This window comes from Leucobacter faecis (genome assembly GCF_054456695.2).
The window spans coordinates 1-15,149 of sequence record NZ_JBTJER020000017.1; the positions used below are offsets into that span (position 1 = coordinate 1).

The 15,149-nt window shown below is 60.1% G+C and carries 13 protein-coding genes; 12 read left to right on the plus strand and 1 reads right to left on the minus strand.

The genetic code is table 11. The annotated features are described in order from the left end of the window. The first annotated feature begins 233 nt into the window (after positions 1–233). From ACXR2W_RS13285 to ACXR2W_RS13340, 12 genes are all read left to right on the plus strand, one after another. Positions 234–683: an SRPBCC family protein gene (locus ACXR2W_RS13285; RefSeq protein ID WP_458816793.1), complete on the plus strand. Its 450-nt coding sequence runs from the start codon at positions 234–236 to the stop codon at positions 681–683. A 622-nt stretch (positions 684–1,305) separates the two neighbouring features. Then, positions 1,306–1,866, plus strand: a complete 561-nt coding sequence (locus ACXR2W_RS13290) for a hypothetical protein (protein WP_458816791.1) — start codon at positions 1,306–1,308, stop codon at positions 1,864–1,866. A gap of 377 nt (positions 1,867–2,243) precedes the next feature. Then, positions 2,244–3,425: an ATP/GTP-binding protein gene (locus ACXR2W_RS13295; RefSeq protein ID WP_458816789.1), complete on the plus strand. Its 1,182-nt coding sequence runs from the start codon at positions 2,244–2,246 to the stop codon at positions 3,423–3,425. After that, the gene (locus tag ACXR2W_RS13300; protein ID WP_458816787.1) at positions 3,422–3,784 is read left to right on the plus strand and encodes a hypothetical protein; all 363 of its coding nucleotides are present in this window, start codon (positions 3,422–3,424) and stop codon (positions 3,782–3,784) included. The genes ACXR2W_RS13295 and ACXR2W_RS13300 overlap by 4 nt, the downstream gene beginning before the upstream one ends. Positions 3,785–3,788: 4 nt before the next feature. After that, on the plus strand, positions 3,789–4,745 hold the full coding sequence (locus tag ACXR2W_RS13305) for a LysR family transcriptional regulator (RefSeq protein ID WP_458816784.1): 957 nt from the start codon (positions 3,789–3,791) through the stop codon (positions 4,743–4,745). Between the two features lie 100 nt (positions 4,746–4,845). Beyond that, positions 4,846–6,282, plus strand: a complete 1,437-nt coding sequence (locus ACXR2W_RS13310; protein WP_458816782.1) for an MFS transporter — start codon at positions 4,846–4,848, stop codon at positions 6,280–6,282. After that, the gene (locus tag ACXR2W_RS13315) at positions 6,279–7,604 is read left to right on the plus strand and encodes a M20 family metallo-hydrolase (RefSeq protein ID WP_458816780.1); all 1,326 of its coding nucleotides are present in this window, start codon (positions 6,279–6,281) and stop codon (positions 7,602–7,604) included. The genes ACXR2W_RS13310 and ACXR2W_RS13315 overlap by 4 nt, the downstream gene beginning before the upstream one ends. An 89-nt stretch (positions 7,605–7,693) precedes the next feature. Then, positions 7,694–9,238, plus strand: a complete 1,545-nt coding sequence (locus tag ACXR2W_RS13320; RefSeq protein WP_458816778.1) for an amidase — start codon at positions 7,694–7,696, stop codon at positions 9,236–9,238. A 162-nt stretch (positions 9,239–9,400) separates the two neighbouring features. Then, the gene (locus ACXR2W_RS13325; RefSeq protein WP_458816776.1) at positions 9,401–10,423 is read left to right on the plus strand and encodes a type IV toxin-antitoxin system AbiEi family antitoxin; all 1,023 of its coding nucleotides are present in this window, start codon (positions 9,401–9,403) and stop codon (positions 10,421–10,423) included. Continuing rightward, the gene (locus ACXR2W_RS13330; protein WP_458816774.1) at positions 10,401–11,255 is read left to right on the plus strand and encodes a hypothetical protein; all 855 of its coding nucleotides are present in this window, start codon (positions 10,401–10,403) and stop codon (positions 11,253–11,255) included. The genes ACXR2W_RS13325 and ACXR2W_RS13330 overlap by 23 nt, the downstream gene beginning before the upstream one ends. 357 nt (positions 11,256–11,612) lie before the next feature. Continuing rightward, positions 11,613–12,482 carry a type IV toxin-antitoxin system AbiEi family antitoxin domain-containing protein gene (locus tag ACXR2W_RS13335; RefSeq protein WP_458816772.1) on the plus strand — a complete coding sequence of 290 codons (870 nt, stop codon included), beginning with the start codon at positions 11,613–11,615 and terminating at the stop codon, positions 12,480–12,482. 5 nt (positions 12,483–12,487) lie between these two features. Then, positions 12,488–13,387 (plus strand): nucleotidyl transferase AbiEii/AbiGii toxin family protein, encoded by a 900-nt coding sequence (locus ACXR2W_RS13340; protein WP_458816770.1) that lies wholly within the window; start codon positions 12,488–12,490, stop codon positions 13,385–13,387. Between the two features lie 227 nt (positions 13,388–13,614). On the opposite strand, the gene ACXR2W_RS13345 is transcribed toward ACXR2W_RS13340, so the two are convergent. After that, positions 13,615–15,120 (minus strand): sulfatase family protein, encoded by a 1,506-nt coding sequence (locus ACXR2W_RS13345; RefSeq protein ID WP_458816768.1) that lies wholly within the window; start codon positions 15,118–15,120, stop codon positions 13,615–13,617. Positions 15,121–15,149 lie beyond the last annotated feature (29 nt).

Here is a 15,149-nt window from a genome sequence, read left to right on the forward strand (position 1 = left end):
CGTATTTTCACCGTGGGGCTCTGGCCTTACAAGGCTTGTAATCGATTATTTATAAACCCCACACTCATAGGGTCTGCGCGTACTCACCCCGTGTCATCCTGCGTGCGCGGATTGCTTAGGAAAAACGCGCCAGCGTTTTTCGCAATCCGCGCTGGCGCTACAGCGCCAGCGAGTCGCAGGATCCACACTCTGATCCACTACCGCGCTACTAACTCCTGTGCTTGACTGCTGTCATGACTGAACAACCAACGCTGGTCTCAGCAGAACTAGAAATCCCAGCCGACGCCGCAACAATCTTCGAACTCATCGCCGACCCCTCGTTGCAGCCCTCGTGGGACGGAAACGACAACCTCGCCTCTGCGGAGCCGGGCCAGCGCATCCACGCCGTGGGTGACATCTTCCTGATGGTGAACAAGCCCGACCGGGTGCGCGAGAACCACATCGTCGAGTTCGAGGAGGGCCGCCTGATCGCATGGAAGCCGTCACTGCCGGGCGGCGAGCCGTTCGGCCAGCTCTGGCGGTGGGAGCTCACTCCGTTGGAGTCGGGTGCGACGCTGGTGCGGCACTCATACGATTTCTCGCAGCTGCACGATGAGCAGCGGCTGGTACGGGCGCGGGCCACTACTTCGGAGAAGTTGATGGGGTCGATTGAGCGACTTGCTGCCACCTCAATTGCGATGTGATGAAGCCGACAGAATGTACGAGACGGGAATCAGCGTTCTTGGCTGATTCCCGTCTCTTCTAATTACTTGTTACTGCATTGCTTGCACTTGGGCCATCCGTTGGTACCTGACCGGCGATTGTGTGCAGGGATTTGTTTGCCAGTAGGGCAGTCATTGTGATCATGGTGAACATCTGGATCACTCTGATTTGCAGAGTGGTAGGGGGCAACACGCATTTCATGCTCCTTTGCTTGAATCATGCACCGGCTGGTGCATGGACACCATAACCTGAGCCAGTGACATTCCATCTGACGGGAGCTGGGAATTGCTCAACGACCGTGAAACTAAGCAAGATAGAGAGCATGGCCGTCTCTTTCGTACCTGCTCCTGAATCTTCGAGCACAGTCACTCCGGCAAGACCAGTGACTCTGTGGGATCTGCTCGACGATATGTATTTCGGGGCAACAAGTCATCGGGACAAAGGAACGAAGTTCGAGCGGTTCCTTAAGAGTTATCTGCAGACTGGACCGAAGTGCCTGACCGTTCGTCAGTAGAAGTGGCGCGGGCTCTAGTGTTTAGCCTCGTCCGCTCCGCAATCGCTCAGCTACAAACACGCCGGCCCCTGTTCCATTCAGAGGCTGACTTGCAACATGAACTCGCGGTCGAAATTTCACGACTCGACCCTTTTTTAGAAGTCCGGCTTGAGCGGCCTGTGCGCATTGCTGGCGCACGGCCCATCAATTTGGACATGATGCTGCTGCGGGACGGATACCGATTCGCAGTCGAGCTCAAATACATCACGGCCAAACTCGAAGAGACCATAAACGGCGAGGAGTTCCTGCTTCGAGCGCAGGCAGCACAGGATCTCCGGCGCTACGACATTTTGAAGGATATTGGACGGATCGAAATGCTCTGCGCTCACAATATCGTCGAGTCTGGCATGTCGGTTACGATAACTAACGACCGCACACTTTGGAGTGAATCCACAAGAACAGGCACCGTTGACGAGCTGTTCCGTCTGCATCACGGTCGTACTGTGACAGGTGAGCTTGGCTGGCGCGATCACGCTAGTCCTGGCACGATTCGCGGACGCGAGGCGACACTTACACTCTCCGGAGCGTACCTGCTGAATTGGTTGCAATATTCGGCAGTTGACGCTCCACGGAACGGAGACTTCCGGATGCTGATCGCGGAGGTTAAATAACGATGGCTGCGCCTGATGGCGAGAGAATGAACGTTCCTGCGCGCCAAGTCTCTGACTCGGCGTTTGGGCAGATACAGCAGGTCAGAGGAAAGAAGGATGGTCGCCGCGTCCCTGAGCTCTTTACCTCAGAACTCAAAATGGGCGATGGTACCGTCCTGAAAACAGTAATGCCAGAACCTCCTGGTGTAACAGTTTCCACAAACCTTAATTCCGACAATTCTTAGATCACACAGGTCTTTCGTTCAGCCCGCTCGACATGTTCGGCCCGGGCGAGCAAGATCAGTGTTGTGAGACAGTCACGAGGCTCGCCGAGCTTGTGTGGTGGCCCGAGCGGCTACACGAAGTGGCTTAGCCCGAATAGAGTCGAGTGTGAACCCTTGAATGAAGGAAACACGATGCAAGTTAGAAATGCGGCGCTCGAGCAGCACATCGCAGTCTTCGGAGAGAGTGGCAGCGGCAAGACTGTGCTCGTCTCATCGTTTTACGGCGCTACCCAGCAGCAGAGCTTCAACGAGAGCCACTACGTTGATGTGTTTGCTGACGATTTGGGGCAAGGCACGAAGCTTTACCGCGATTATCTGGGCATGCGCGATGACGCTACTGCACCGATGCCTACGAAGTTCGCCCCCACCTCGTATGCATTCATCATGAAGCCGAAGAAGGGCGTTAATCCGAAAGCGGGCAAGCGTGCTGGAGTGGCAACGCTGCGGGTGGTGTGGCACGATTACCCAGGTGAATGGTTCGAACAAGATGTGATGGGCGAAGAAGCTCGTAGACGAGTGGATACGTTTCGTGCACTGTTGGGCTCTGATGTGGCGCTATTGCTTGTCGATGGGCAGCGGCTGCTTGATCACCAGGGTGAAGAAGAACGCTACCTGAAGTCGTTGTTTAACAATGTCAAAAATGGTCTGCGCAATCTTGAAGATGAGATTTTAGATGATGGCAAACCCCTCGTGCGGTTTCCACGAGTTTGGATTCTCGCGCTCTCGAAAGCTGATCTTCTACCAGAAACCAATGTCGACGGGTTTCGTGACCTGTTGATCGCAAAAGCAAGTGACGAGATTCTCGAACTTCGTGAAACATTGAAGGGGTTTGTGCAGGGGCCTCAGGCGCTGTCATTTGGTGAAGATTTCATGTTGCTTTCTTCAGCTCGATTTGAACCGGGCAAGATTGAGGTGGAGAAACAAATCGGGCTCGACCTGATGCTGCCGATTGCAGCGATCTTGCCGTTCGAGCGACAGGCGCAGTGGAGCCAGATGCAGAAACTGCCGGCTCAGGTTGCGAAATACTTTGCAAAGAATGCAGACACTGTCGTGGATGTGCTTAACTCGCTAGCTTTCTTCGTGCCTGGGCCTTTTGGCAAGGTGTTTAGCCTCGTGAATACTGTGCTTACAAGAGATGCCTTCGCACGGGGCCTTACGTTGCTTGGCGAGCGCCTCGTTACGCTCAACGAGGAAGCCATCAAGAAACGGGAGTACTTGGTCGCAACCCTGACACAGTTCACGATGGCACTCGATCGAGGAGAAGAAGAAAAGGTGCTATTGAGGAGTCGTCGGTGAGAATAATTTGGGCGACACGAGGGAGAACCTGGGGGTTCAAGTTCTTGCTAGATGGGGGATTCGCTGACCCGCTCAAGGCCTATGAGACCGTGTTTTCTGTGCAGGAGTCTGCGGGTGAAATGTTCACTCGGGTCGGTGACCGGGTAGCTCTGCGGTTCCTTGATCCGCTGGGCCGAAAGGACCGCGCAGGGCGTGTGATTCCACACGAGTTTGTGGTGTTTGATTCACTTGCAGATGATATTCATACGGTCGATGATGGCCGCAGACTTGTGTGGCCCCTCGTTGCAGATGAGTATGCGCGCGTATGGGACCTGCCTCAGCCAACACCTCTGAGCAGGCACCCAAACCTGCCAAACTAGACCCATGACAGCGTCGTTCACCCTCGTTCAACTGCGGTACTTTGCTGCCGTCGCCCGGCTCGAGAACATGACGGCAGCGGCCGCCGAACTCAACGTCACCCAGTCGACCCTGTCGAGCGCGATCAGCCAGCTCGAACGCGAGCTGGGGGTCGAGCTCTTCACGAGAATCCCCAGAATCGGCCTCCGGCTCACTGACTCGGGCACCGCGCTACTGGCACGCAGCGCGGCGTTTCTCGAAGAAGCCGACCAGCTCGCAGTCGAAGCGCAGCACGCGAACGCAGCGCTACAGGGTGATATCTCGGTCGGCATCTACGCCCCGCTCGCCCCGTTTCAGGCGCCCGAGATTCTGCAGCGCTTCGAACAGCTCTACCCCAACGTGACAGTCACGTTTGTCGAGGGCGATCAAGACTCCCTGCAGACGCAGCTCTACGACGGCCGCTGCGAGATCGCCCTCATGTACGACCTGGGCGTCGACGACCGGTTCGACCGCACCGTCATCGACCGCATTCCCCCGCACGTGATTGTCGCAGAGAGCCACCCGCTCGCAAAACAGGGCCGCAGCGAAATTCACCTGTCAGAGCTAGAAAGCGACCCGCTCGTACTGCTCGATCTGCCCTACACCCGCGAGTACTACCTGGGCCTCTTTCGGCAGCTCGGCATTAAGCCGCGCGTGCGCCACGTCTCCCTCGGGTACGAGACCGTGCGCTCATTCGTGGCCCGCGGGCACGGCTACTCGGTGCTCAACCAGTGGGTGGGGCACGGCATGACGTACTCGGGGTCGCGGGTGGTGCCGATCCGGCTCCTTGATGAACTTCAGCACATGGAAGCCTCGCTCGTGAGCCGCCGCGGTCTTGCGCCCACCCGTAAGGCCCGGGCCTTCGCCGAAGTGTGCACCGAGCTCCTGTCACACAAACGCCACGAATCGATTTTCTCGATCGATGACAACGAAATTATTCGTTAGACACGATCGGCCGGTGCGGCCAACACTAGAGGGACGAGCTCCGCACACGGCCGACAACGACGCCGACTGGTGAGGTGCGGGCACCACTCAGGAGGACGCAATGACGCTGCAATCCGAAGCCACCAACACCGGTGATAGACCAACGACCGTGAAGAACACCGCGGGCGTGCCCGCGCACACTGATCCGGTGAACATACCGACCGGGCCCATCTCGGTCGCCGAGCGCCACGCGCTCACCAAAGAACGCCGCCGCGTGCTGCTCGCGGGCAGCGTCGGCCAGTTCATCGAGTTCTACGACTTCACCCTCTACGGCCTCTCGGCCCTCACGCTCTCGGCCCTCTTCTTTCCGACCGTGCACCCCTCCCTCGCCCTGCTCTCCACGTTCGCGGCCTTCGGCGTCGCGTTCTTCGTGCGCCCCCTCGGCGGGCTCTTCTTCGGGGCGCTCGGCGACAAGTACGGGCGCAGGCCCGTGCTGTACGTGACGCTGCTCACCATTGGCATCGCCACCACCGCAATCGGCCTGCTGCCCACCTACGCCCAGATCGGCATCGCCGCCCCGGCGCTCCTCGTGCTGTGCCGGCTGCTGCAGGGGTTCTCGGCCGGCGGTGAGTCAGTGGGCGCCCCCGCGTTCGTATTCGAGCACGCGCCCAAGAACCGCCGCGGCATGTGGCTCAACATCACCCTCGCCGCGACCGCGATGCCCTCGGTCATTGGCGGCACCCTGATCCTCGTGCTCTCCCAGAACATGTCTGCCGCGTCGTTCGAGTCGTGGGGCTGGCGCATTCCGTTCTTGATCGCGCTGCCACTCGCCCTGTTCGGCCTGTGGATCCGCACGCACACCGAAGAGTCAGAAGCGTTCAAGCAGGTGCAGCAGAAGCAGCTCGCGCAAAAGGAACAGCACACCCCCATCAGGGACGCATTCCGTGAGAACTGGCGCCAGATGCTGCAGGTGATCATGGTCATGGGGCTCACCGCGATGGGCTTCTACTTTCTCTCGGGTTACTTCGTTGCCTACGTGCAGACCGCCGGCGACCTGAGCCGCGAGGCGTCGCTGCTCGCCAACGCGGCCGCCATGCTGCTCTACACGCTCGTGCTGCCGTTCACCGGCATGCTGGGCGATCGCTTCGGCCGCAAGCCGATGCTCATCGCTGGCGCCGCCGTGATCGCTGTGCTGTCGGTGCCCGCCTTCATGCTCGTCACCTCAGGCAGCTTCGGGCTCGCCCTGCTCGGCCAGTTCATCTTCGTGATCGCGGTCTGCATCTACGGTGGCGGCTGCTACACCTTCTTCGTCGAGATCTTCACGACCCGCACCCGCTTTACCTCGGCCGCGGTCAGCTACAACGTCGGCTACGCGATCTTCGGCGGCACCGCCCCGTTCATCGGCACCTGGCTCGTCGGCGCGACCGGCTACGGCGCAAGCCCCGGCGTCTACATGGCGATCGCCGGAGCCCTCGTGTTTCTCGTTCTCGTCTTCACCAGCATCCCCGAAACCCACCCCCTCAAGAAGCACACCCGCACGACAGGAGCCCGCAAGTGACCACCGAATCTTTCCTCACCGACTTTCACGAGGTCGCGAAGATCGGCGCAACTCCTAATGGCGGCGTCGACCGGCAGGCCGCCACGGCCGAAGACCGCGAGACGCGCGAGTGGTTTCGGGCGTTCGCGCGCGAGCGCGGCTGGGAGGTGCGGGTCGACGGCATCGGCAACCAGCTCGCGCTCATCGAGCTGCGCCCCGGCGCCCCCTATGTGCTGCTCGGCTCGCATCTCGATTCGCAGCCACTGGGGGGCCGCTTCGACGGCGCGTACGGCGTCATCGCGGCCCTGCACGCAGCGTGCCGGATCGCCCGTCGCCTCACCTCGGTCAGCGCCGCGGGCGGTGCTGGCTCAGGCAGCGAAGACAGCGACGGGTCGCGCCTTGATACGCCCCAGTACAACCTTGCCGTCGTGAACTGGTTCAACGAGGAGGGTGGCCGCTTTGCCCCCTCGATCATGGGCAGTTCGGTGTTTGCCGGGCTCATGAGCGAGACCGAGATGCTCGAGGTGCGTGACCTGAGCGGGGTGTCGGTGCGCGAGGCGCTGCGCGATATCGGCTACCTCGGCGCCGACGAGCGCCCCGAGGTCGCTGCCTACGCCGAGATTCACATCGAACAGGGTCGCATCCTCGAGCGCGAGGGCATCGCGATCGGGGCGGTCGACCGCTCCTGGTACACGCAGAAGCTCGACATCGAGGTGCTGGGTGAGCAATCGCACACGGGCGCGACCCTCATGTCTGACCGGCACGACGCGCTGCTGGGAGCTGCCAAGGTGATTCAGCGGGTGCACGAGGTCACCGACCTGTTTGAGCCCGAGACCCTCGTCTCCTCGGTGGGGCAGATGACACTCGAGCCGAACTCCCCCATCGTTGTTGCCCGCCGGGTGCACCTCGTCGCCGACCTGCGCGCCGATGACCGCGAGGTCGTGCTCAAGGCCCGCGACCAGATTCTTGCCGACATTCGCGCGATCGAGGCCGAGCACGGCCTCGTGATCAACGCGCGCGACTTCGACGTGCGTGATAACCAGCACTACCCGGAGCAGGGGCTGGGGCTCGCCGACCGAGTCGCCGCCGACCTGGGGCTCGGCTCCCGCCGCATTCGCACCATGGCGGGCCACGACTCGGTCGCGATGAACCGCATCGCCCCCACTGTGATGCTGTTCATTCCGTCCGTCGACGGGGTGAGCCACTGCGAACGCGAGTTCTCGCGTGACGAAGACATGGCCGCGGGCGTCGACATGCTCGCCGAGGTCGGCTGGCGACTCGTGCACGGCGCGCTCGCTGAAGCGGGTGTGGATCCTGCGATTCGCTTCGCTCACGCAGGATGACGGAGGAAAAGCCACGCAGAATGACGGGTGGGGTGTCGCGCAGGATGACGGGAGAAAAGGCCACGCAGGATGACCGGGAGAGAGAAATAATGCTCACCACGCAGCAAACATCACCGCTCACCGAGCTCGACGCGCACGCCGCCCGTGCCCTGTTCGAATCGGGCGAGCTCGCCCCCAGCGAGCTACTCGAGGCCACCCTCGACCGCATCGCTCGGGTGAACGGAGACCGCGAAACGGGCATCAACGCCTTCACCGAGGTGATGGCGGTGGAGGCGCGGGCCGCGGCGCTTGCAGCCGATGCGGCTTGGGCGGCGGCCCGCCGATCCGGCACGAAGGCCCCGGCACTATTGGGCATTCCCGTCGCGACCAAAGAGAAACACGGCATCGCAGGCCGCAGCCTCGAGCAGGGGCTCGCGTCGCAGCGGGGCGTACGCGCCGCGGCGAACCACCCGGTGGTCGAGCGCATTCTCGCCGCTGGTGGCATCATTCACGCCCGCACCACCTCGCCCGAGTTCTCGTGCGCGACCGTCACGCACTCCCCCGCGTGGGGTGTCACCCGCAATCCCTGGAACCTTGAGGCGTCACCCGGCGGCTCCTCGGGCGGGGCTGGCACCGCGCTCGCCGCGCAGATGACCACGCTTGCTACCGCCTCTGACATTGCGGGCAGCACGCGCATTCCCGCGGGGTTCACGGGCACCGTTGGCTACAAGGCGCCGTATGGGCGCGTGCCGGGGCTGCCGCCGCTGTCAGCCGACTGGTACCGGGGCGACGGGCCGATGGCGCGCACCGTGGCCGACACGGCGCTGCTCGCCGAGGTGATGAGCGGGGCACACCCGCTCGATCACGGGTCGGTGGGCAGGGTTGCGGCGGGCCGAGCGGGCTTGGCTGGTTCGGGTGGTTTGGCTGAGCGATCGGGCGAGTGGGCGAGTCTGACTGACAGGGTCGCGGCGGTGCAGCGATCCGGGCAGTTGCAGGGCTTGCGCATTGGGCTCTCGCTCACGCTGGGTGATTACCCGATCGCGCCGAGTGTGCGCGAGAACACGGAGCGCGTGGCGGCCTTGCTTGAGGCCCGGGGCGCGACGATCGTGCCGGTGACGCTGCCGTGGACGACGGAGCGGATCACGGCCACGACCTTCGCCCACTTCGGGCACATTCTCGGGCCCGCGATGGCGCAGCTCACGGCGGGCACCGAGTCAGAGCTGGCCGCGTACACGCGTCAGTTCATCGCAGACGCTGCCCGGTTTGCTGCTGGGGTCAGCCTGCCCGATTCGATGGCGCTCGACGCCCAGCTGCAGCAAGAACTCGCTGTTGCGATGACCGGTCTCGACGCGCTGCTCGCCCCCACACAGGGCATTGAGATGCTCGACGCGGCGGGCGACTACCTTGCGGGGGTGTGCGTGCCGGGTGCTGATGGTGAGCCCGTGGAGTTGGGGCACTACTGGGAGGCGCACCTGACGAGCCCGTTTAACGTTGCGAACCGCTGCCCCGTGCTCGCGGTGCCGAGCGGGCTCTCGACAGTGGGCGTGCCGACAGGCGTGCAGGTCGTGGGGCACCCGTGGGACGAGGGCACGGTGTTCGAGATCGGTGCCGTTATTGAGCAGGCTGGCCTGATGCCGGGGTTGCCTGCGCTGTGAGCGCGGGATTGCCCGTGCCGCTGCGGGAGGCGGCTTGCATCGTGGCTGTTGTCAGCGGGCTCTTGCTCGTCAGCTCAGGTTCATAACATCTTGTTCACTCTAAGAGACTTTTCATTTATACTGAACAAAAGCTTAGGGTGAACAGACTGAACGGGCTGATCGATGGATTTGACGCTTGCAGAAGATCTACAATCACGGCTGCATGAGTACGGGCTCGAGCTTCGCATGGGCGTCACATTAGAGAACCTGGAGCCTGGAGCGGTGGTTCACGGTGAGTTGCGTTACCGAGGCTCCACCTTGCGTGGCAATTTGAGCTACGTGCCTGAAATGACAGCGTCTACCGTTGCGAAAACTGCCGACTTCCATCAGTTAGATGCCCCACTGCTTGTGGTGGGTGATCGGGTGACCGAGCGAAGCGCCGATATCATGCGCGAACGCGGCATTAACTACATGGACGGCAGTGGCAACGCGTACATCAACTTTGAGCCAGTGTTGATTGACGTGCGAGGGCGTCGACCGAGCACCCCGGCGGCTGCTGGTCAGAACACGAGGACCCGAAACGTTGTGCACCAAAGAGGTGGCATTAACTTGATGAGCCCAAAGCGTGCGCAGGTCATCTTTGCCCTGCTCTCTTGGGAATTTCTCTTGGAATCACCGTTACGAGAACTTGCTCGCGTAGCCTGTGTTTCGCTCGGGCAGGCGCAGTCCACACTGCAACTCCTGCGCGAGCAGGGCTTCTTGGCTCATCGGCAAGGCTTTAGCGAGACGATGCGCGAGCGGCTGCTTGACCTCTGGGTGCAGTCTTACCCAGCGGGACTCGGCAGGGGGCAGCTCCGTGCCACTTTCTTTGGGGACATTACAGTGACTGAGAGTCGGGAGAGCCCCGTTTTCATTAGTGGCGAATCTGCATTAAGAACACACATGCGACCAGAAACCCTTACGCTCTATAGTCACGGACAACCGACTGAGCTATACATTTCGCTTCGCTGGCGACGTGAGGAGGCTCGCCCAAACATCTTCGTCAAAGAGCAGTTTTGGGAAGATCCGCACGGGCATTCTTCGGGAGGCGTGTTTACGGCCCCGCCGCTTCTTGTTTACGCTGACCTGCTTGCTGCGCAAGACAGTCGTCAGCACGAGGTAGCCTTAGAGTTTCGAGAGTTGCATGCTCAACTTCGCGCAGATTAGCCCGCGTCTTTTCGATGAGTTTGAAGCGGTTATCACCGAGCTTATTGAGACGGTGAGCATGCTGCCCGAGCAAGTCTTGATCGTTGGTGCTGGCTGTCGCGACATCTTGCATGCGGCCCTTGGGCATGACTTTTTGCTTCGAGCCACAAATGACGTCGATATAGGGATTGCTTTGGATGACTGGGCTATCTCTGATCGGATCGACGATCGATTCCAGCGGCTTGGAAGCAACGGGATTCGCTACAGGATCGGTGGGCTTCCTGTCGACATTATGCCGTTCGGCGCAATTGAAGATCCGACAGGGATCTCGACCCCTGCGCCGAGGGGTGAGGGGCTTGTCGTTTTCGCTTTCTCCGAAGTGCACCAGCAGTCGTTGCCCCTCAAATTGCCCAGTGGAATAACCGTGCGTATACCAACTATCACCGGATACGCGCTCCTAAAACTGCGATCGTGGGTTGACCGCTCGGTGTATGGGGAAGATAAGGATGCGAAAGATCTTGCTTTAGCTGCCTTCTGGTACCGAGAAGCACAAGAGGTGCAAGACAATCTGTACTCCACGGATGAGGGTCAGGAGCTATTAGAAGAAGCCGAATGGGACATCGCGGTGGCTGCCGCTAGGCAGCTTGGTATCGACGCTGGGCTGATGCTGGGTGTGACGGAACGCGTTAATCTTGCCGAACAATGGGATGCACTTGACCATGACAAAGCGGCCAGGAGTTTCGTGCTCCCTCCAGGAAGCCCAGGTGAGCTTGATGAGGGGTGTCGTGCGAAGGTCGTCGCAGCCCTCAACCAAGGGCTCCAGGACTCTAGGGGTATGAAACCGGCTGCGTGAGGTGACTGCTTTGAGCCCCCGTGTGGCGCGAAATAAGTTGCGGTGTAAACGCCTCGTTCAGCTTAAGGGGCTTTTCAACTTTACTGAACAAGCCTTTAGGTTGAGCGAACAAGGGGTGAACAGCGGCGTCGCGTCGCTGGCGCCGTCAGGCCCGACAGTGGCTGCGAGGGTCAGCGAATTCGCAACGGTCCTGCTGTCATTGGCGGACAGTATCGAACGTTAGCCTCACGACAATACGCCTGTTGGGCAGATTTTCTGCTTCCCGGCTGCCCAATCCCATGTTGAGTGCCCGACTCGGGAAATTCGGATTTCTGAATAGTGCTTGAATACTTACACTCTGGGTGTTAGTTTCTAAGCATGAAGTACCGACCTGCGCTGCGTGAGCTTGCAGAGATTACCGAGTCCCAGTGGGGCATGGTTACCTCTGCGCAGGCTCTTGCTCGCGGGCTGAGTCATGTGGATCTTGCGCGCCTTGCAGACAATGGTGATCTCGTCAGGCTCGCGCATGGTGTGTATAAGGATGCGGGAGCACCTAGCAGTGAGCATGAAGACCTTCGCGCCGCCTGGCTAAGTATCGAGCCCAAACAGCTTGCATGGGAGCGCACGCAACATCGGCCGAGCTTTGCGACAGTTTCGGGTGAGACAGCGACAGTGCTTTATGGCGTAGGAGACCTGCGGGCCATGCGAACTGAATTTACCACTCTGCGTCGCAAGCAAACGCAGCGTGAAGAGATACGGTATAAAACTCGCACGCTAACTCGAGAAGATGTAACGATTCGCGAGGGTCTGCCGGTCACAACGGTCGAACGCACGATCGCCGACCTGGTTGAAGCACGCACCCAACTCGAGCACATCGGCGCGGTGATTCGTGACGCGAATCGCAAGATGAACCTGGACATGGAAAAGCTCGAGAGCTATCTCACTCCACTAGCTGAACGTAATGGTCACCGTAAGGGTGACGGGGAGGCTCTGCTCCAAGAGCTTCTGGAGGCGGCACATATTGATAACGAGACTGTCGCTGCACAGCTTGCCTCCCACGAGGAACTCGGGGCGATGATCGCAAGCAAGTTCATTGCCTCCCTGCCCGGCGCTGATCGGGCAGCAGTGGTTAGAAAAACTTCAGGGGCGAGAGGGAATTCTTCTGACTATCTGAAGGTTGTGGACTGGATCAATTTGGCTGCTCGAGCTGAGTATCCAGGATTCAAGAGCACAGAGGACGAAAGGTGAACGTCGTGAGCTACCAAAGCCCGAGGGCAGTAGAGTCAGGCATACTTGCCGCAGCCCGTAAGCTCTCTTCGGATGACCCATCGATCTCAGTCAACGATCGGATTAGGCAGGAATACTTCAGGCGGTTTCTAAGCAGGATATTTTCTGATGAAGCGGATGCACAATGGATGCTGAAGGGCGGCACCGGAGTACTCGCGCGCGTTGGTTCAGCCCGCACCACCAGAGACATCGACCTGTACCGAAAAGGCCAGACGATCGACGGCGCTTTGGATGATCTTAGGCGTTCCGCTGAAATTGACTTGGGAGACTTCTTTAGGTTTGAGTACGTGGGGCACGAACCGTCGGTCGCTGGTGATCAACAGGTTTACACCGAAGGGGTCCAGGTTCATTTCGATATGTACGTGGGAGCGAGCAAACGAGGCACGCTCAAAGTGGATCTTGTGACGAATGTAATTGTCATAGGAACGGCCCTCGTTGCAGCCCCTGCAAACGGACTTGATCTGCCGAAGCTGCGCAGCCATGACTACCGGCTCTATCCCGTGGTAGATCAAATTGCAGATAAGGTGTGCGCCACTCTCACAGAGTACAAAGGGCGACAGTCAACCAGAGAATGGGATCTCGTCGATCTGGTTATTCTCGTTTCGACAGCCTCCATGAATGCAGATGAACTGTGGCGTGCGCTTCAAGCTGAGGCCGACGCACGTGCATTGCTGCTCCCACAGATGTTCCGAGTACCGCAAACTTGGGGAGCGCGCTACGCAAAAGACGCAAAGTCGGTTCCAGCCTGCGCCGACTACCGAACCGTCGACGCGGCCCTGGTGCTCATGCGGGCGTTTCTTGACCCGGTGCTACGTGGTGAGGTGCGAGGCAAGGAATGGAGCCCCGAGTCCCTCAGCTGGGGTTAAGCACAGGCCCAATTTGATTGTGCTGGATGCGACTCCTTCGTCGCGCAGCATGACGGGGCGGGGTGCTCGCGCGGCATGACGAGGTCGGGGTGCTCGCGCGGCATGACGAGGTCGGGGTGCTCGCGCAGCATGGCGGGGGCACGGACACAAAATCCCCCTCGCGCAGCGACCAGCTGCGCGAGGGGGATCCGGATCAAAGGGCCGGGCTTAGATGATCCCGTTGAGGCTTACGATGCGTGGCTTACCGACTGGCTCGGCCGGGGGCTTGTCGAGGTAGGCACCGCAGCGCCAAGTAGTGACGGTCGCGGTTGGCTTGGATGCGGCGTGTCGCCGAGCTCTTCCTGCAGGTGCCAGAGTTGCACCTTTAACTGTTCGCGCACGTCGGCATACTCTGGCTGGTGATACACATTGATCAGCTCGTCGGGGTCGGCCCGCATATCGTACAGCTCCCACTCTGGCGCATATGTGAACGGTGACGAGCCCGGTAGCCCCATCCCGTCGCTGTAGAAATAAATCAACTTATAGCGTTCGGTGCGAATTCCATAGTGCGCGAGGACGTGATGATTCTCGTCATCGTTCTCGTAATAGCGGTAGTAGAAGCCGTCGCGTGTGGGCTGCTTGGGCTGCTCTGTGAGCTGCGGCAGAAAGCTCTGCCCTTGCATTCGCTCGTGAGCCGAAACCCCAGCGACGTCCAAGAACGTCTGAGCGAAGTCCACGTTTGTGACGATCTGCTCCATCGGTGCACCTGGTTTGATTCGGTCGGGCCACGACACCAGCAGTGGCATCTTGATGGACTCTTCGTACATAAATCGTTTGTCGAACCAGCCGTGATCGCCCAGAAAGAACCCTTGGTCCGAGCTGTACGCCATAAAGGTGTTGTCGAATTCGCCGCGGTCTTTCAAGAAATCGATGACGCGGCCGACATTGTCGTCGACGGAGGCGACGCAGCGTAGGTAGTCCTCCATGTACCGCTGGTACTTCCACAGTGCCAGTTCATCGGGGGTGAGGCCCTCGGGAGGTGTGATTTTGAGGTCGGTCATCGTTAGGTATTCAGCGATGCGCATGGTTGCGTGCTTCGCGGCCGCCGACCTTCCTTCGTGGTCATCATTGAACGTTGCCGGCACAGGGATCGGAGCGGTGTACATGCCTGCATGCGCTTCATCGGGCTCCCAAGACCGGTGGGGCGCTTTGTGATGGATGAGGAGGCACCACGGTGCATCGTCTTCACCCCCATCACGCTCATCGAGCGACTCGAGCCACTCGAGTGACAGATCAGTAATGATGTTAGTTGCGTACCCATGCTCGATGCGCACACCCTCAGATGTGAGAATCTGAGGGTCGAAGTACTCACCTTGGTCGCGTAGTACAGCCCAGTAGTCAAAGCTCTGAGGGTTATGATCTTCACCCTCCCCCATGTGCCATTTGCCCACGATACCGGTGCGGTAGCCTGCCTCCTTGAGCAGGGAAATGAAGGTGGGCTGGCTGGCATCAATCGGTGTCACGAGCGTGGACACCCCGTTCACATGACTGTAGGTGCCCGTGAGAATGCTTGCACGGCTGGGGGTGCACAGTGAATTGGTGCAGTAGCAGTGGTCGATCCGGCGCCCAGCCCGCGCGATCTCGTCGATCCGGGGCGTCTCATTGACCACAGACCCATAGGCGCCGATAGCGTGGCTGGCGTGGTCGTCCGTAAGAATCAAGACGATATTGGGGCGTTTCGGTGCGGCGGTCATCGGTGTTCCTCCCGTGCTGGCGTGCTCAC

Excerpts from the sequence above, each read along its gene's own strand:
- ACXR2W_RS13285 (WP_458816793.1), top strand. The coding sequence starts at position 234 with ATGACTGAACAACCAACGCTGGTCTCAGCAGAACTAGAAATCCCAGCC.
- ACXR2W_RS13330 (WP_458816774.1), top strand. The coding sequence starts at position 10,401 with ATGCTCAACTTCGCGCAGATTAGCCCGCGTCTTTTCGATGAGTTTGAA.
- ACXR2W_RS13335 (WP_458816772.1), top strand. The coding sequence starts at position 11,613 with ATGAAGTACCGACCTGCGCTGCGTGAGCTTGCAGAGATTACCGAGTCC.
- ACXR2W_RS13310 (WP_458816782.1), top strand. The coding sequence starts at position 4,846 with ATGACGCTGCAATCCGAAGCCACCAACACCGGTGATAGACCAACGACC.
- ACXR2W_RS13305 (WP_458816784.1), top strand. The coding sequence starts at position 3,789 with ATGACAGCGTCGTTCACCCTCGTTCAACTGCGGTACTTTGCTGCCGTC.
- ACXR2W_RS13345 (WP_458816768.1), bottom strand. The coding sequence starts at position 15,120 with ATGACCGCCGCACCGAAACGCCCCAATATCGTCTTGATTCTTACGGAC.
- ACXR2W_RS13325 (WP_458816776.1), top strand. The coding sequence starts at position 9,401 with ATGGATTTGACGCTTGCAGAAGATCTACAATCACGGCTGCATGAGTAC.
- ACXR2W_RS13320 (WP_458816778.1), top strand. The coding sequence starts at position 7,694 with ATGCTCACCACGCAGCAAACATCACCGCTCACCGAGCTCGACGCGCAC.